Source organism: Thalassospira marina, assembly GCF_002844375.1.
Classification (GTDB): Bacteria; Pseudomonadota; Alphaproteobacteria; order Rhodospirillales; family Thalassospiraceae; genus Thalassospira; species Thalassospira marina.
In genome coordinates this window covers 3,292,036-3,307,954 of record NZ_CP024199.1, presented here as the reverse complement: position 1 = coordinate 3,307,954, position 15,919 = coordinate 3,292,036, and the positions used below count along the sequence as shown (strand labels likewise).

The 15,919-nt window shown below is 54.4% G+C and carries 15 protein-coding genes; 10 read left to right on the top strand and 5 right to left on the bottom strand.

The window, feature by feature from the left end; translation table 11 throughout:
- The 3 genes from CSC3H3_RS15055 to CSC3H3_RS15045 all read right to left on the bottom strand — a co-directional run bounded on the left by CSC3H3_RS15055 (nt 1) and on the right by CSC3H3_RS15045 (nt 4,087).
- Nucleotides 1-2,484: a TonB-dependent siderophore receptor gene (locus CSC3H3_RS15055; RefSeq protein ID WP_101285353.1), complete on the bottom strand. Its 2,484-nt coding sequence runs from the start codon at nt 2,482-2,484 to the stop codon at nt 1-3.
- Nucleotides 2,485-2,588: 104 nt separating this feature from the next.
- A complete protein-coding gene (locus tag CSC3H3_RS15050) occupies nt 2,589-3,548 on the bottom strand; it encodes a FecR family protein (protein WP_101285352.1) in 960 nt (319 codons plus the stop codon).
- Complete coding sequence (locus CSC3H3_RS15045; protein ID WP_101285351.1) at nt 3,545-4,087, bottom strand: RNA polymerase sigma factor; 543 nt, start codon at nt 4,085-4,087, stop codon at nt 3,545-3,547. The genes CSC3H3_RS15050 and CSC3H3_RS15045 overlap by 4 nt, the downstream gene beginning before the upstream one ends.
- Before the next feature lie 380 nt (nt 4,088-4,467).
- On the opposite strand from CSC3H3_RS15045, the gene CSC3H3_RS15040 reads away from it, so the two are divergent.
- The gene (locus tag CSC3H3_RS15040; protein ID WP_101285350.1) at nt 4,468-5,364 is read left to right on the top strand and encodes a LysR family transcriptional regulator; all 897 of its coding nucleotides are present in this window, start codon (nt 4,468-4,470) and stop codon (nt 5,362-5,364) included.
- Between the two features lie 95 nt (nt 5,365-5,459).
- Here the strand turns inward: CSC3H3_RS15040 and CSC3H3_RS15035 are convergent, their stop codons facing one another.
- On the bottom strand, nt 5,460-6,134 hold the full coding sequence (locus tag CSC3H3_RS15035; protein ID WP_101285349.1) for a peroxiredoxin-like family protein: 675 nt from the start codon (nt 6,132-6,134) through the stop codon (nt 5,460-5,462).
- 202 nt (nt 6,135-6,336) lie between these two features.
- On the opposite strand from CSC3H3_RS15035, the gene CSC3H3_RS15030 reads away from it, so the two are divergent.
- The 6 genes from CSC3H3_RS15030 (at nt 6,337) to CSC3H3_RS15005 (ending at nt 12,641) form a co-directional block, all read left to right on the top strand.
- Nucleotides 6,337-6,798: a (2Fe-2S)-binding protein gene (locus CSC3H3_RS15030; protein ID WP_101285348.1), complete on the top strand. Its 462-nt coding sequence runs from the start codon at nt 6,337-6,339 to the stop codon at nt 6,796-6,798.
- Nucleotides 6,799-6,800: 2 nt separating this feature from the next.
- A complete protein-coding gene (locus CSC3H3_RS15025; RefSeq protein ID WP_101285347.1) occupies nt 6,801-8,975 on the top strand; it encodes a xanthine dehydrogenase family protein molybdopterin-binding subunit in 2,175 nt (724 codons plus the stop codon).
- Nucleotides 8,976-9,038: 63 nt separating this feature from the next.
- Nucleotides 9,039-10,046: an XdhC family protein gene (locus tag CSC3H3_RS15020; protein ID WP_101285346.1), complete on the top strand. Its 1,008-nt coding sequence runs from the start codon at nt 9,039-9,041 to the stop codon at nt 10,044-10,046.
- Nucleotides 10,043-10,726: a response regulator transcription factor gene (locus CSC3H3_RS15015; RefSeq protein ID WP_101285345.1), complete on the top strand. Its 684-nt coding sequence runs from the start codon at nt 10,043-10,045 to the stop codon at nt 10,724-10,726. Before CSC3H3_RS15020 ends, CSC3H3_RS15015 begins: the two co-directional genes overlap by 4 nt.
- Nucleotide 10,727: 1 nt before the next feature.
- Entirely contained in the window at nt 10,728-12,029 is a 1,302-nt protein-coding gene (locus CSC3H3_RS15010; RefSeq protein ID WP_101285344.1) for a sensor histidine kinase, read from the top strand.
- Nucleotides 12,030-12,209: 180 nt separating this feature from the next.
- Entirely contained in the window at nt 12,210-12,641 is a 432-nt protein-coding gene (locus CSC3H3_RS15005) for a cyclophilin-like fold protein (protein ID WP_157831914.1), read from the top strand.
- Nucleotides 12,642-12,659: 18 nt separating this feature from the next.
- Here CSC3H3_RS15005 and CSC3H3_RS15000 read toward each other — a convergent pair whose 3' ends face one another.
- Nucleotides 12,660-13,280: a TetR/AcrR family transcriptional regulator gene (locus CSC3H3_RS15000; protein WP_101285342.1), complete on the bottom strand. Its 621-nt coding sequence runs from the start codon at nt 13,278-13,280 to the stop codon at nt 12,660-12,662.
- A gap of 485 nt (nt 13,281-13,765) precedes the next feature.
- On the opposite strand from CSC3H3_RS15000, the gene CSC3H3_RS14995 reads away from it, so the two are divergent.
- The 3 genes from CSC3H3_RS14995 (at nt 13,766) to CSC3H3_RS14985 (ending at nt 15,792) form a co-directional block, all read left to right on the top strand.
- A complete protein-coding gene (locus CSC3H3_RS14995) occupies nt 13,766-14,383 on the top strand; it encodes an NADPH-dependent F420 reductase (protein WP_157831913.1) in 618 nt (205 codons plus the stop codon).
- Nucleotides 14,380-14,922 (top strand): DUF1993 domain-containing protein, encoded by a 543-nt coding sequence (locus CSC3H3_RS14990; RefSeq protein ID WP_215907511.1) that lies wholly within the window; start codon nt 14,380-14,382, stop codon nt 14,920-14,922. Before CSC3H3_RS14995 ends, CSC3H3_RS14990 begins: the two co-directional genes overlap by 4 nt.
- A gap of 90 nt (nt 14,923-15,012) precedes the next feature.
- A complete protein-coding gene (locus CSC3H3_RS14985) occupies nt 15,013-15,792 on the top strand; it encodes an SDR family NAD(P)-dependent oxidoreductase (RefSeq protein WP_101285340.1) in 780 nt (259 codons plus the stop codon).
- Nucleotides 15,793-15,919: the final 127 nt, after the last annotated feature.

Here is a 15,919-nt window from a genome sequence, read left to right as displayed (position 1 = left end):
TTACCAGTTATAGGTCAGCGTTGCCATCACCGTGCGCCGTGTTCCTGCCAGCACCGAATTGGAATAGAAACCCGGTGAATAATATTCTTTATCAAGCAGGTTTGTGCCGCTGATTTGCAGGGAAATACCGGCGTAATCGGAACTGAGTGCCGAGAAATCATACGACACAGCCGCATCCACCAGCGTATAGGCGGGAATGTTCATCTGGCTGCCATTGGTCTGGTTCCAGACCAGATAGGAGGTGCCCACATAACGTACACCTGCACCGGTGCTGAGCCCCTTTAGATCATTATCGAATTCATAATTCAGCCAGGCCGATGCCGAATGGGTCGGCACGCCATCGGCTTTGAGGCCGGTACGGTTAACGCCGTTCTGATTGTTGGCATCCTTGGTGACTTCGGCATTGGTGTAAGTATAGCTGGCCGCCAGGTTAAGCTGCGGGGTGATGGCGGTTTTTGCCTCCAGCTCCAGCCCGCGCGAACGGACTTCGCCGGTTTGCAAAACCGTTGCCGTGTTTGACGGGTTGGTGGATGTCACATTCTGTTCGGTCAGCTGATAGAGCGATGCCGTGAACAGGGCGTTCCAGGATGTCGGTTCGTATTTGATGCCGACTTCATATTGTTCGCCTGTTGTCGGTTCGGCGGGGCTGCCGCTGGCAAGGGTGCCCAGATTGGGTTCAAACGATGTTGAATAGCTGACATAGGGCGAAATGCCATTTTCAAACAGATAGGACAGGCCGGCACGGCCGCTGAATTCGGCATCGTTGCGGGTGCTGTGGCGGTCCGCCAGCAGACCGGCAGCGATGGTGCGTGAATAATAATCGTTGGTTTTGGTTTGTACCCAGTCCTGCCGTCCGCCCAGGGTCAGCAACCAGTTATCAAGGCCGATCTGGTCCTGTGCATAAAGGCCGACCTGGTTGATGGTGTCAAGGTCGTTGGAATGCGGGCCGTTGAAGGTGTAACCAACATCGTAATTCGGATTATAAATGTTGATACGGTTGATATTGCTGTTCGCGCGGGTTTCGCGGAAGCGGTAATAACCGTAATTCAGGCCCATCAGCATGTCGTGCTTGAGCGCGCCGGTTTCAAAATCGGTTGATACATTGTTATCAAGCATTACCGAATGCGAAACGCGTGGCCGTTTTTGCAGCATGACCGAAATGGTGTTATCGGCATTTACCGCGGCATTATTGGCATCAAAGGCGGTGATGTAATCAAGGTCGGTATAGGTGTAACGCAGGTTCTGCTGGAAATCCCAGTCGGATGACAGGGCCTGGTTAAATTCATACCCGAATGACGCGCTTTCTGATTCCCATTCGCTAAGCCCCGGTGCGCCGATAAAGAAATCATCGGGGATTTTGGTGCCGTTGGAATAGACCGAATTGACAACCGGCAAGCTTTGTTCCGAACCGCCCTTGGTGACCTTGTGATAGTTCATCATCAGGGTCAGGCTGGTGTCGTCATCGGGCTGCCAGGTAAAGGACGGTGCCAGATAAAGCGCATCATCGGGGGCATAATTGATCTGGGTGTCGCTGTTGCGGTAAAGGCCGGTAAAGCGATAAAGCAGGCTGTCGTCACTGGTGACCGGGCCGCTGAAATCAACCGCCGTCTGTTTGCGGTCATAGCTGCCATACTGGACCTGAACCTGGTGAAGCGGGTCTTCGGTCGGGCGTTTGGTGCGGGTATTGACCAGGCCGCCCGGCATCGCATCGCCATACAAAACCGATGATGGCCCCTTCAGGACATCAAACTGTTCAAGCGCATAGGGTTCAACATCGCTGTCATAGGGGTTAAAGCCGTTGCGCAAACCATCGCGGTAATAGGCGCGCTGGCTCTGGCTGCGAAAACCGCGCATGAACAGGCGTGGCATGCCTTGCCCACCGGGATAGTCAATGGCGTGAATACCCGGTGAATAGGCAACGGCCTCGTTAAAATTGTTCACCCCGCGCTGGTCAAGTTCCTCGCGGGTGACGACGCTTAGCGATTGTGGAATTTCAAGGATCGATGCGTTGCCCTTCATGCCGGTGCTGCTGGTGGCAGGGACAAAACCGGGGTTTTGCAGGGCATTGCGGCTGGCGGTAATGGTGATCGGGTCCAAAACGGTTTCACCATTTTGTGCATTTTCTGCCGGGTCAAATATGGTGACGGACCCATCATCACCAATGCTGAATGCAAGGCCACTTCCCGCCAGCAATTGTGACAGGGCGTTTTGCACAGTCATGGTGCCGGACAGGCCCTTTGCCTGCTTTCCTGCCGTTAGCGCACTGGGATACAGGATATGCAGGCCTGCCTGCCGCCCCAGGCTTAGCAGTGCCGTTTCAAGCGGCCCTTCCGGAATGGTGATGTTAACCGATTGCGGTGCAGTGGTTTGGGCTGCTGCCGGCTGTGTTGCCAGCGCGGTTGTCAGTGCCAGGGTGGAAACCCCAGCCAGAACAATTGCCACCAGACCGGACCTGGCCGGATTGCCCACATTGAAGCGATACATGATATTCCCCACGGATTTATTTTTAAATGCGGCGCATTCGCATTCGCAACTCGCCTGTTATCTAAGAGCGGGGAATTCGCGATCTCCTGACGTCGATTTTGAAATTATTTTTTATGGGCGATAACCAGAAGCGGTGTGGCATAGCTAAAAGTGATTGGCAGGCGTTGCGCGATACTGCGCAGGGCCTGGTCTGTATCGGCAATGTCGAAAATGCCGCTTAGCTGCAAATTGCCGATATCATCATCAAGCAAAATGATCCGCCCGGTGCGGTATTGCTCAAGCGATGCCAGCACATCACGCAACGGCTTTTGCGAGAAAACAAGTTTGCCATCCCGCCAGGCAGTTTCATTACCAATGTCGGTTTTTTCAATGTTTAACATGCCATCCCGGTCCAGTTCGGCGGCCTGACCTGCGGTTAGCAACTGATGGTCGCTGGCACTGGTAACTTCGACAATACCTTCTTCGACCTGCACATCGGCGGGCATATCGCCGTGGGCCGTGCTAACGCCGTAGCGCGTGCCAACCGCACGTGCCGATAGGTTATTTTCGTGCACGGTAAAGGGCCGGTCGGCATTATGTGCCACAGTGAAAAAGGCTTCACCGCGCAACAGATCAATATCACGATGATCCGGCGCATAACGCACACGAATGGCGCTGTCGCTGTTAAGGGCAATTTTGCTGCCATCGCTTAGGGTGATATGGGCAATTTCGCCAGTTTTTGTATAATAATCAGCACGGTAACGGTCATAATATCCGTTCTGGTACAAACCAAAGGCAACTAGGCACGCCAATAATGACCCGCCAATACCGGTCCGTTTCAGGGTTCGTCCCCGTCGGATCTGTTGCAGACGGTTTTCCGGCAACCGAACCCCGCCCAGATCCCCCCACAGGCTGGCAAATTCGTTATAGGCTGCTTCATGGGCCGGGTTTTTGTCGCGCCATTCACGAAACGCGGCTTTATCTGCCGCTGTTGCGTCCGATGATTGCAGGCGCGCAGCCCAGCGGGCGGCTTCCTTGCTCAGTTTGTCATGATCGCGGGGCATCGTTTGGGCCTGAATGCTCATTTTTCTGCTCCCGGTGTGCTAATCGTGGAAGGATCGCCATTCAGGCGGGCGCGTACATCGCGACATGTGATCAGGGCGCGCATAATGTGTTTTTCAACCATATTGCGGCTGATGCCAAGCTGCCGGGCAATCTCGCCATTGGGCAGGCCGTGCAACCGGCTTAAAATAAACACTTCCTGGCAGCGCGATGGCAGCCCCTCGATCGCGCGGGCCATGATGGTCAGATACTGGCGGGCAGTAACGATCCGGTCCGGTGTGGGCTGGTCTTCGGCGATATTTTCAATATCGGGCACGGTTTCAAAAACGCTGCGCTCGGCCTGCGTCAGGGTGATGTTGCGGGCGGCAACGGTTTTCGCAATCTGGAACAGGTAAGCTTGCGGGTTTTCGATCTGTGTTTTGGGGGCTACGCCCAACAGGCGGGCAAATGTTTCCTGGGTGGCATCCTGGGCGTCCGCATCATTGCGCAGGCGGCGCATGAAAAAACGACGAAGCCGTCCTTCCTCTTTGCGATGCAGTTCTTCAATAAGGGAAAAACTCATATCTGTTCCTGCCTGAAACCCGCCTTACACCCGCCCGAAACCCGGGGCCTTCTTGCCGGATATACCAGCCACATCACAGCAAGGCAGATAGCCATAAGGTTATTAATAATTATTTGCAACAAGAAAGAGGGGAGATTAGCCAGTGATGCAGGCAGGGGGCACGCGGCATCCCGTGTCCGGCGTTCGACGCCTGACGGTTACGAAAATGTCCAACAGCATCGATCTTTTTGCCTGCAACATGGTTCTTTGGCGTAAAGGGGGTGTTTGGACTTTGCCTTTTGCAGGGTGATGGCCGCCTAAAAAATATGCTGATTTTATTCCCACGAAGAATAAACAGGTTTATCCTGATCGCCCTTTTTACAAAAGCTGGGAAGTAAGACATGGACCGTTTGGCGGCGATGGAAACATTTGTGCTGGTGGTTGATGCCGGTTCGTTTTCGGCGGCGGCGCGACGGCTTAATGTAGGGCAACCCGCTGTTTCCAAAACCATTGCCCAGCTTGAAAACCGGTTGGGGGTGAAGCTTTTGGCGCGTTCCACCCGCGGGCTTGCCGCGACCGAGGCCGGGATTCGGTTTTATGACCGTGCGCATCGTTCGATTGCCGAGGCCGACGAGGCGGATATTGCCGCGCGCGGTGCGGGAAAGGGGCTTTCGGGCAGGCTGCGCATTTGCGCGGCTGTGACCTTTGCGCGCTTGCATCTGGTGCCGCATCTTCCGGCATTTTTGGCGCGCCATCCCGACATTGAAATGGACGTGATTCTGGATGACCGGCATATCGATGTGGTGCAGGAAGGCATTGATGTTGGTCTGCGCATGGGCATCCTTGAAGATTCCGCGCTGACAGCACGGCGTATTGCCTCTGGCCGGCAAGTGGTTTTGGCAACGCCGGATTATCTGGCACATCATGGTGCGCCACAAACCCCGGCCGATCTTGAGGCCCGTGACGCCGTTATTTATTCACAGCAGGATCGCGGTCGGTTTTGGGTGTTTGAAAATGGCGGCCGGGAAGTCCCCGTCCGGTTACAGGGGCGGCTTAAATTAAGTGCGGCAGAAGGTGTGCGTGCTGCCGTTATGGCCCATGCCGGGCTTGCGATTGCCACTGACTGGATGTTTGCGCCTGAAATTGCATCAGGCGATGTACGTATCCTGTTGCCCGACTGGCAATTGCCGCCAATCGACCTGTGGGCAGTGTTCCCTGCCGGGCGCGCCGTTAGCACCAAGGCCCGCATCTTTGCCAGTTTTGTCGAGGAAATTATGAATGCTCGAGTAGCAAGATGATCGCACCTGGCCCGGAGCATTAAGCATAACCCCATCCCCGGATCATGTGCCAATTGCCCGGGGATGGGATGTGAAATTTGCCGGTTTACGCCCTGTTATGCGTTTGCCGCACCAATCGCCTGAAGGGCTGGCAGTAATTCCTGCGGGTCGGGGCGCTGGGTGTAATCCGGGTTGATTTCGCTGTAAACAATGCGGCCATCTTGCGCGATGACATAGCGGGCAGGCATCGGCAGGGTCCAGCTATCATCACCGTTGAAGTTCGGCAGGTCGTTTTTAAGGTTTTTATAAAGTTCGATCAGATAATCGGGCATTGCAAAACGCAGGCCAAAGGCATTGGCAACATCGTTATGCGGGTCTGACAGAATGGGGAAATCCAGTTTGTTCTGGCGGACCGATTTGCGGCTATTGACCGGTGTTTGCGGCGAAATGGCAACAAGGCTGGCCCCGGCCTGGTTAAAGGCAGGCAAAGTTTCCTGCAGGGCCTGTAATTCCATATTGCAATAGGGGCACCAGACACCGCGATAAAAGCTGATAATCAATGGCCCCTTTGCCAGAAGTTCTTTTGATGAAACCAGATTTCCATCCGGGTCTTTCAACGAAAATTCCGGTGCGATATCGCCGGCCTTTTTCGCCGTATTGGCCAGCCCCGATGCCTTTAATTCGGCGGTGGCGCGGTGCATGGTTTCAATCACGCTATAGGGTACATTATAGGGCGGTTTGCCGGCTTCAAAATCGGCCTTGAAGGCATCAAGCTTGGCTTGCAGCGACATTTTGTCTCTCCTGAAAATATGTTCATGTGATGCGATCAAAATGTGCCATTGCTGTTTGTGCAGCTAGGCGGCCAGTGGGAACTATATTTATTCCTATTAGGAATATTTGTGGCGAGTTCAAACACCATCATGTGCGGTTACGGGGCGGTCACCCGCGCTGGCGTAGTTTCGCCTGATCTTCAATCAGAAACGAAAAACCGCCATGTCATACGAATTGAAGCTGAATGGAACGACCCACACCATTGACGCGGCATCAGGCACGCCGCTTTTATGGGTGCTGCGCGATGAATTGAAACTGACCGGCACCAAATTTGGTTGCGGTGTTGCCTCCTGCGGGGCGTGCACGGTTCACCTTGATGGGGTGCCGGTTCGTTCCTGCCAGACATTTATCGAAGATGTCGGTTCTTCGGAAATCACGACGATTGAAGGGCTGTCCGGCCCAATTGCCAGTGCCGTGCAGGATGCCTGGCGTGAAAAGGATGTGGTGCAATGTGGCTGGTGTCAGTCCGGGCAGATCATGTCGGCGATTGGTCTGCTAAGCGAAACGCCCAATCCCAGCGATAACGAAATCAGCGATTATATGGCCGGTAATGCCTGCCGTTGCGTGACCTATTTACGCATCAATGCCGCCATTCGCCTGGCCGCAGAAAAGCTGGAGGCATGATTATGAACCATCTTTTATCGCGGCGTGGTTTTTTAAAAGGCGTGGGCAGCAGTGCGGCCATTTTATGTATCGGCTTTACTGCAACCGGGGCATTGGCCGCCAAGGGTGATGCGGCTATCAACAGTCATGAATTCAACCCGTTTGTAAAAATTGATGCCGATGGCGTTGTGACCATCGTGCTGAAGCATTTTGAAATGGGGCAGGGCACGACAACGGGGCTTACCACCCTGATTGCCGAAGAACTCGATGCCAATTGGGACCGGATCGTTACCGAATTTGCCCCATCCGATATCACCCGCTATGCCCAGACCAATTCGGAATTTCAGGGCACGGCCGGGTCCAGTTCGATCCGCAATTCCTTTATGCAATATCGCCAGGCGGGTGCCATGGCCCGCCAGTTGCTGGTGAAGGCCGCTGCCCGCGAATGGATGGTTGATCCGCGCAGCATCACGGTTGAAAACGGCATGTTATATGCCCAGGGCAAAAGCGGCCATTTTGGCGACTTTGTCGCCCTTGCCAGCACCCTGGAACCAGAAGGCGACATATCGCTTAAAACGCCGCAGGATTACCGCCTGATTGGCAAGGAAACCCTGCATCGCCGCGATAATATTGGCAAAACCAATGGCACCACCCCCTTTGCCATGGATTTGCACCTGCCTGATATGATTGTTGCCGTCATTCGACGTGCGCCAAAATTTGGGGCCAAGGTTGCCCGTTTTTCCCAAGGTACGGCGACAGATATAACCGGCTTCATTGACGCCAAACCATTGCCCGATCAAAGCGGCATTATCGTGCTGGCCCAAAATACCTGGGCGGCATTTCAGGCGCGCGATGCGCTTGATGTTAGCTGGGATTTTACCAATGCCGAAACACGCGACAGCGATCAGCTTGTGGCCGATCATATTGCGCTTTTGGACCAGCCAGCCGAATTTGACGTAACACCCGACATTGATGCCGGTGAAACAAGCGCCAAAATCGCGGGTTCTGCAACGCAGTTACAGGCTGATTTTGTTTTTCCCTTTCTGGCCCATGCCCCGTTAGAAGCCGTTAATTGCACCATTGCGCCCAGCGAAAATGGCGTTGTGATGTATGATGGCTGCCAGTTTCCATCGGTGTCGCATCCGGCGGTGGCAAAGGCATTGGGGCTTGAACATGAACAAGTCCGGGTTGAAACCCTTTATGCGGGCGGGTCGTTTGGGCGCAGGGCGTCGGGCACGTCCGATTATAATGTTGAAGCCGCCCATGCCTTTGATGCGGCCGGGCGCAACCGCCCCGTCAAATTGATGTGGAGCCGCGAAGACGATATCACCGGCGGGTATTATCGCCCGATGGTGGCCCATCGTGTGGCGATTGGCACCGATGATAGCGGGGCTATTACCGCCTGGAACCACCGGATTGCTACCAAATCACTGTTAAAAGGATCGGCCTTTAACCGGCGGATGGATCGTGGCATTGACCGGTCATCCATCGGTGGGGTGTGGGGTTCGTTATATCAGTTGCCTTCATTTGCCATTGGCCTGTCGGATTTTCACACCGCCATTCCCGTGGCGCATTGGCGGTCTGTTTGCCATTCCCATACCTGTTATGTGATGGAAAGCATGATGGATATGCTGGCGCGTGACGCCGGGCAGGACCCGATTGATTATCGCCTGGCCCTGATTGATGCGGCATCGCCCAACGGGGCGCGGATGGCCGGTGTGATCAAACGGGTTCGCGAACTGGCCAACTGGCAGGCTGGTGATGAACGCGGTTTTGCCTGCCATTTTGCCTTTCAAACCTGTGTTGCCGTTATTGTCGATATTGCGGTGGATGGCACATCGGTTCATGTAAACCGCCTTTACATTGCCATTGATTGTGGCACGGCGGTTAACCCCGATATCATTCGCGCCCAACTGGAAGGTGGCGCTGGTTTTGCCTTGGGGGCTGCCATGCGCAATGAAATCACCCTGCAGGATGGCGTGGTCGAACAGCAAAATTTTCCCGATTACGAACCGTTCCGAAACGGCGAAATGCCCAAAATCGACATTGCGATTATGCGATCGGACGGCCCGGCAACCGGTGTTGGCGAGGCCGGCGTGCCCGCAACTGCCCCGGCGCTGGCAAATGCCATTTTTGCCAAAACCGGCACCCGCATTTTGCAATTGCCCATGACCCGTTCGGGGTTTGACTTTGTTTAAACCGGCATCCCGGTATCGCCTGCCAAAAGCGCGATACCGGGGCCTTTGGCAAGGATCACGGATATGAGCAACCATCTTTCGCGTATGCTGGCCGCCTGGCAGGGCAGTGGGGATCGTGCCTGCTGGGTTTTAGGTACGGTTTTTCGCACAGAAGGGTCCGCCTATCGCAAGGCGGGTGCCATGATGATGATCAGTGATAGCGGGCAGCTCCATGGCATTTTAAGTGGCGGCTGCCTTGAGGCCGACATTGCGCGCAATGCCCGCAAGGTGATGCATACCGGTGAAGCCATCCAACTGGTTTATGATGGCAATGACGAGGATGATTTATCCTTTCGCCTTGGTGTGGGGTGCGGCGGGGCGGTGCATGTGATGCTGCAGCCTGTCACATTGGAAAACGACCTTGGCCTGGGTGCACTTTACCGTGCGCTTGCTACCCGGCAGCGTGGTTATTTTTATCAGCAGATTTCATCGGGTGGCGGTGCCGGTTTTTTCCGTGAAGATGGAGGCGTCAGCACCCAGTCCGCGCGCCTTGAAACCATTGCCGGTGAAAACTGGCTGGTAACACCGGTACGGCCCGAACCACATATTCTGATCGTTGGCGGTGGTATGGATGCACAGCCATTGGTCAGGCTGGCCAGTGCGATGGAATGGCGCATTACCCTGATGGATCCGCGCCCGGCCAATGCTCGGCCCGAAAATTTCACCATGGCCGATACCATTATGTCCTGCCTGGATGACCGGCTGATTGAGTATGTAAAAAATACCAGGGTGGATGCAGCCATCTTGATGACACACAATATGGAACTTGATGCCAAAGCCCTGTGCTTGCTGGCACAGGCGGGGCCGGCGGTTTCGCATGTGTCGGTGCTGGGGCCGCGGCACCGTTTTGATGCGGTTTTAAAACGTGCCCAAATACGTGAAAATGCCCTGCCTTTTGCCATTGATGGCCCGGCAGGGGTGCCTATTGGCGGGGATATGCCCGAAAGTATTGCCCTGTCGATGATGGCAGGTGTTCACCGTGCGCTTTATACACCGGATGTGATTGGTTTTATGTCGGAAGCTGCTGAATGAAAGATCAACCTGCCATCATGGTCCTTCTGATCGAGGACAATATGGAAATAGCCGGTATCGTCAGCGATTATTTCGAGCTGGAAGGCATTGAATGCGACCATGCCTATGAAGGGCATTCCGGGCTGGAATTTGCCCTTTCCGGCCGTTATGACGTGATCGTGCTTGATTTGATGCTGCCCAATCTTGATGGCATTCGCATCTGCCAGGAATTGCGCGATCGCGGTGTTGATACGCCCATTCTGATGTTAACCGCGCGCGATACCCTGCAGGATAAAATTGAAGGTTTTAACGCCGGTGCCGATGATTACCTGATCAAGCCGTTTGAAATGGAAGAACTGGTTTTGCGCACAAGGGTCCTGTCGCGTCGTCGTAGTGGCGAGGTGCGCCGCATTACCATTGCCGATATGCAAATCGATTTTGCCAATCGCACGGTGCAGCGCAGCGGCCAGGTGATCGACCTTTCGCCAACCAACTGGATCTTGCTGGAAGTTCTGGCCAATAACAGCCCCAATGTTGTTTCGCGCGACCGGCTTTCAATGGCACTTTGGCAGGGTGAACCGCCCGACACCGATGCCCTTAAATCCAATATCTACAAATTGCGCTGCCGAATTGACAAACCTTTTGCCTCTTCCCTGATCCAGACGGTTCCGGGGCAGGGGCTTGCCCTGCGAGAAAGCTGAAATGTTCCCCCGTATGTCTTCTGAAACGACATTTCCCAAATTTATCCGGAACTATGTTCTGGCCGGGCTGGTGGTGATCGTCCTGATCTATACCGTTGGGGTGAATTTTTACCTGATCTACGGCAAAACGCTTTATGCGTCGTTTCAGCTTCAGCTAATCGCCGAACAATATGATGACCTGCGCCAGAACAATCCCGATATTCGCCTGCCCAACGGGTTGGGGATTAGCAGCTATACCAGCTTTTCCGACATCCCCGATGATTTGCGCCAGTATCTGGACCAGAATGATCTGGTGTCGGGTAAAATGGTTTATATCAATACCGGCGAAAAGGTCGGCAACCACGACCCGGATTTGCGCATCTATCATGTTTTTCCCTATGACATGCGCGACGGGCAGCGGCTTTTTGTTGTGCAATCCTATCGCCAGCAGGACAAAAACAGCATCTTCTTTAACCGGTTGCGGTCGCTTATGCATATGTCGGTGCCCTTTGCACTGGGCATCATGGCGGTTTTTGGTGTTTTCCTGTGGTTCATTGGCAAAAAAATGAGCGAACCAACCGCCCATTTGCAGGAATGGGCGAAAAACCTTAATTCCGAAAACCTTGCCGATCCGCTACCGCGGTTTCGCTTTGCCGAACTAAACGAAGTTGCCCGTGAACTGCACAGTGCGGTGGGCCGGGTTGATGCCTTTGTCGCACGTGAACGTGATTTTATTCGCCAGGCCAGCCACGAATTACGGACCCCGGTTACCATTATGCAGGGGCATCTGGACCTGCTTGATCGAACCGATCTGACCGAACAGCAGGCGCGCATTTCCTATCGGGTGCGGCGTGCCAATCGCAATATGCGCCAGTTGATCGAAACGCTGTTGTGGCTGGGCCGTGAAAATGACCAGCGCTATGTCGAGGAAAAACAGGAATTCCTGCTTGCCGATATCACGCGCAATCAGATGGGCGAGCTTGGCTATATCATCGAGGATAAAAATGTTGAGGCATCATTGATCGTGAATGATGCCTGCGAACCGATCATCGCCAATATGGCTGCTGTGGGCATTGTGGTTTCCAATGTCATTCGCAATGCGTTTGAACATACGCCAAAGGGCCGGGTTGCGGTACATGTGCATTCCCGCGAAATGGTTGTTGAAAACAATATTGATGCCGGGCACCCCCAGGCCATTTCGACCGAACCGGTAGAAGAAGGTATTGGCCTGCAACTGGTGCGAAAAATTTGCGCCAAATGCGATTGGGGCTGTGATTATGTGCGCCTGCCCGATGGGGGATTGCGCGTAACCCTGAAGCTGTAATTCCGGCGCGCGGGCGAAACATTTGCCAATGTGGCCGATCGGTTGAAATCGGCTTGGCAGGTGAAAAAGCGGGCAAATGCCCCATCCTTGTCACCCGTTGGTTACCTGCCGTGCCCTAGGATGTGTCCTGTCTGATGACAGGGGGGCGCCATGCGTGGCCTTTGTTCAGGATCGATACGCGTGCAAGCCAGCATGGGAGCAACGGTAATGAAGGTCAGCCTGCTTTTCGATGACGATATCGTGCAATTTGCCCTGCAGGATAATCCAACAGCCAGGGACCTTTTGGCTTTGGTGCCGTTTGATGTGCACATTACCGATTTTGGCCAGCGCGAAGCGATTGGCTTTTTACAGCGCCCTTTGGCTGTTTCCGGGCCGCTGACCAAGGATCTGTCGATTGGCGATCTCGCCTATTTTCCCAAGGGGCCGTATCTGTCGGTATTTCACAATGACCAGCGCCCGATCATTCCAACCAGCGGGGCGATCATAGTGGGCCGTGCGATTTGCGGGCTGGGAAACCTTGCTTTTTATGATGGGGTTTCGGCAACCATGATGTCGGCCGTTATCAGCCCCAACCAGCCATCACATCACCGCCCGTTTGCCGAGGCCGTTTAAGCATCGGTCAGGGAAACCTTAGGATGCTTGTGCCCGTGTGTCTGCCTGCGCCAGTGCCGGCCCCGGCCAGGATGCAACAACATGATGCACGATTTTCAAAAGGTCCTCGCGCGGGGTGCCACCCTTGGCCTGCACAGCAAGCCCCTGGTTAACCGCCATGATGTAACCCGATAGCAGGGCGCAATCCGCCTGAGGTGGTAATTCACCATCCTGTTTGGCGCGTTCCAGCCGGTTGCGCAGGGCCTCTTCGGAAATGGATCGGCGGCGGATCAGTTCTTGGCGCACAGGTTCGGCATCGGCCGAACAGGCCATGGCACCATTGATTCCAAGGCAGCCCAGGCAGGCCCCGCCCAGTGTTTGCACAATGACCGATTCTTCAAGAATCCGGCGAATGACGGTTGTGATTTCCGGTTCATTCATCGCGTCCTTCATGAAGGCAAGGTGCTTTGCCTCGTAGCGGTCCAATGCCTTGCGAAACAGGGTTTCCTTGTTGCCAAAGGCCGCATAAAGACCGGGTCGCGCAACACCGGTGGCGCGGGTCAGGTCATCAAATGATGTGCCTTCGTAACCTTTCTCCCAGAATACGACCATCATCGCATCCAGGGTTTTTTCCAGGTCAAATTCCCTGTGTCGTCCCATGGGTACCTCGTTTTGCTACCGGGCAGTATAGAAAATCGACATGGGAAAAGTCCAGATAGAATACCAATCGTTACTGTATTGCAAAATGCGCATATCCCGTCGCTGGTGCGGGGTGGCGGTTTTGGGTGGGGTGAAGGCACTACTGCACAAGCAAGGCAGTAACTATCCATCGCAGCAGGATAAAGTCTGGGACTGAACAGCTTTGAGTGTTGCCCGCCATTGCGGATGTATTTCAGGTTTTATGATTTAGAAACGCAATTTCAAGCGCTTAATCAGGTTGGGTAAAATTCAATACTGATCGGTATTGAAAATGGCTTGACGTTTGTGTGTCTAATACAATACTGATCGATATAGTAATGATTGGTATTGAATTTGATGCTGTTACCCGCCCGCAGGCATTTCACGGGTTGTGCGATGTGCCCGCGGCACAGGCGCAGGCAGACAGCATCAGGAACGGGCGGGGCGTGCCCTGCCGGGAGGATGAAATGAAATTAGGTATTATCGGCGCGGCAAATGTGGGGCGGACCCTGGCTAGCCGGTATCTTGCAGCGGGACACGATGTTCTGATTGCCAACAGCAAAGGCCCGGATGATTTAGAACCGCGCCTTGCCGATATGGACCCGGCACCGCGTGCTGCGACCATCGCCGATGTTTTGGCATGTGATGTGGTTTTTCTGGCGGTGCCCTGGACGAAAATTCGCGATGTGCTGCATTCGGATATCAACTGGGGCAACCGTATTCTGGTGGATACCACCAATATCTTTTTAAGTTATGCGCCCGAATTTGCTGTTGATGACCTGAAGGGCAATTCGGGCAGTGAATTAATCGCCAGCCTTGCGCCGGGTGCGCGCGTGGTAAAGGCATTCAATACCCTGCCATTTGCAACTGCCTTTGCCCCAATCGAAGATGGTTTGAAACGGGTGTTATTTGTCGCTGGCGATGATGACGCAGCCCTTCAAACCGTATCCACCCTGATCCATGATATTGGTTTTCATGCCGTTGCCCTGGGGACACTTGCCACGGCCGGTCGTCAGATGGAACTGCGCGCACCGCTTAGCGGGCTGGAGCTTTTTGCCCGTGCAAAAACCGGAGCATCAGCATGAGCGACGATCTCAAAACCCTGAACATGTATGATTTTTCGATCATGCCGATAATGGGGGGCTTTCGCTGCCTGCGTGGTTTGATCGACACTGCAGCCACCCATGTCAAAGCAGGCAAGGCCGACGAACAGGCCATTCTGGAAGCCCGTTTATATGCCGATATGGACCCGTTTCGCCGCCAGATCCAGCATGCCAGCGACGCGGCGAAGGCATGTGCCATGCGCCTTGCCGGGCGCACGGTGCCGTCGATGGTTGATGACGAAGCCAGTTTTGAAGACCTGATTGGCCGGATCGCCAAAACCGAAGATGTCCTGGCCCAGGTTTCGCCAGCCGATTTGGTGGGCAGTGAAACCCGCGTGATCAAGCTGAATTTGCGGCGCAAATGGGTAACGTTTGACGGGCTTTCCTATGTGCAGGAATTTGCCCTGCCAAATTTCTTTTTCCATGTCACCACGGCCTACGCGATCCTGCGTCACAATGGGTTTTCGATTGGTAAAATGGACTATCTGGTCGATGTCGGCCATCGCCGGAATGGCAATTGATGGCGGCCTAAACCCGCACTTGGCTGGGCCTGAAATACGCAATACGCAAATTGCGTTAAGGCCGCGGCAGTATTTTCAGGAATTTGGAATATGACCACACAAACTGCGGCACCTTTGGTGTCGCTTGCCGGGCAGGTTGCGCTTGTTACCGGGGGTGCACGGGGGCTTGGCGTTGAAATTGCGCGCGAATTGGGGGCTTTGGGCGCGCATGTTATTGTTGCTGCGCGTGATCTGGCACGCGCACGTGCGGCCGTGCACACATTGAAAAATTTGGGTTATCAGGCATCCGCGCTGAAGCTGGATGTAATCCTGGAACAGGATCGCAGCCACGCCCTTGCATGGATCAGTAATGAATTTGGCGTGCTTGATATTTTAATCAACAATGCCGGTATCCTGCTTGATAGCCCCGATGGGGGCACACCTGCCACCCGCCAGCCCAGCGAGGCATTGCCTGCTGATATCCGCGCAACGTTCGAGGTGAATTTCTTTGCCCCGTTATTTTTAACCCAGACCTTGCTGCCGTTATTGCAGCGGGCAAAAGCGGGGCGGGTGGTGAATGTATCAAGCATCCGTGGGTCGCTTGCGCATTTGTCTGATCCAACTTCGCCGGTTTATCCGATTCGTGCCCTTGGATATGACACATCCAAGGCCGCATTAAATGCCTTTACCATCCTTCTGGCCGAAGAATTGCGGGGCAGCAGCGTTAAGATCAACGCTATTCACCCTGGCTGGCTGAAAACCGCCATGGGCGGGGATCAGGCGGATATGACTGCACAGGACGGGGCGCAAACCGCCATAAAATACGCCACGCTTGATGAAACCGGCCCCACGGGTGGTTTCTTTTTCCTCGATGAACGCCTGCCTTGGTAGGGCACGGTGCCTCGCAGGCCATTATAAAACACCACACACCATCACATGTGATCAGAAACGATCAAATTCGATCAGAATCAATCATCGCCGATCACCCCCATCATCCCCATCACCAAACAAATTTCTG

Excerpts from the sequence above, each read along its gene's own strand:
- CSC3H3_RS15035 (WP_101285349.1), bottom strand. The coding sequence starts at position 6,134 with ATGTCGCTGCAAGCCAAGCTTGATGCCTTCAAGGCCGATTTTGAAGCC.
- CSC3H3_RS15030 (WP_101285348.1), top strand. The coding sequence starts at position 6,337 with ATGTCATACGAATTGAAGCTGAATGGAACGACCCACACCATTGACGCG.
- CSC3H3_RS15000 (WP_101285342.1), bottom strand. The coding sequence starts at position 13,280 with ATGGGACGACACAGGGAATTTGACCTGGAAAAAACCCTGGATGCGATG.
- CSC3H3_RS15055 (WP_101285353.1), bottom strand. The coding sequence starts at position 2,484 with ATGTATCGCTTCAATGTGGGCAATCCGGCCAGGTCCGGTCTGGTGGCA.
- CSC3H3_RS14995 (WP_157831913.1), top strand. The coding sequence starts at position 13,766 with ATGAAATTAGGTATTATCGGCGCGGCAAATGTGGGGCGGACCCTGGCT.
- CSC3H3_RS15020 (WP_101285346.1), top strand. The coding sequence starts at position 9,039 with ATGAGCAACCATCTTTCGCGTATGCTGGCCGCCTGGCAGGGCAGTGGG.
- CSC3H3_RS15015 (WP_101285345.1), top strand. The coding sequence starts at position 10,043 with ATGAAAGATCAACCTGCCATCATGGTCCTTCTGATCGAGGACAATATG.
- CSC3H3_RS15010 (WP_101285344.1), top strand. The coding sequence starts at position 10,728 with ATGTTCCCCCGTATGTCTTCTGAAACGACATTTCCCAAATTTATCCGG.
- CSC3H3_RS15050 (WP_101285352.1), bottom strand. The coding sequence starts at position 3,548 with ATGAGCATTCAGGCCCAAACGATGCCCCGCGATCATGACAAACTGAGC.
- CSC3H3_RS14985 (WP_101285340.1), top strand. The coding sequence starts at position 15,013 with ATGACCACACAAACTGCGGCACCTTTGGTGTCGCTTGCCGGGCAGGTT.
- CSC3H3_RS15040 (WP_101285350.1), top strand. The coding sequence starts at position 4,468 with ATGGACCGTTTGGCGGCGATGGAAACATTTGTGCTGGTGGTTGATGCC.
- CSC3H3_RS14990 (WP_215907511.1), top strand. The coding sequence starts at position 14,380 with ATGAGCGACGATCTCAAAACCCTGAACATGTATGATTTTTCGATCATG.
- CSC3H3_RS15025 (WP_101285347.1), top strand. The coding sequence starts at position 6,801 with ATGAACCATCTTTTATCGCGGCGTGGTTTTTTAAAAGGCGTGGGCAGC.
- CSC3H3_RS15045 (WP_101285351.1), bottom strand. The coding sequence starts at position 4,087 with ATGAGTTTTTCCCTTATTGAAGAACTGCATCGCAAAGAGGAAGGACGG.